General features: G+C 41.5%; 1 protein-coding gene. It reads right to left on the reverse strand.

What is annotated here, in order from left to right; all coding sequences use genetic code 11:
• Nucleotides 1-11 precede the first annotated feature (11 nt).
• On the reverse strand, nt 12-140 hold the full coding sequence (locus ACYVTD_RS18315; protein ID WP_461249028.1) for a hypothetical protein: 129 nt from the start codon (nt 138-140) through the stop codon (nt 12-14).
• Between the last annotated feature and the right edge of the window lie 209 nt (nt 141-349).

Here is a 349-nt window from a genome sequence, read left to right on the forward strand (position 1 = left end):
GAAATATGCCTTTAAAGAAACGCGACATTAATCCCTGAATAGTCGTTATCTATCTTTAACGAATCAAGTATTTGCGAAATTTGTCCGCGATGATGCGTGTTGTGAACGAGAAGCTGGCTTAACATGAACGACAGCGGCACGGAATCAGGATTTCCCCCATACCATTTAACCGCGACAGGGATTAATGTCGCGTTTCTTTAAAGGCATATTTCTTAGTCGGGTAACACCTTGAACTGTGAAACTTCCTCTGTTACGACATTAATGTCTTCGCGGTTTCTATCGCTCATTTCGTTCACTTGGTTTACTGAACCTTTAATCTGATTAACCTCTGTCAGTATCTCGTTCATGC

This window comes from Treponema sp. R6D11, assembly GCF_054786075.1.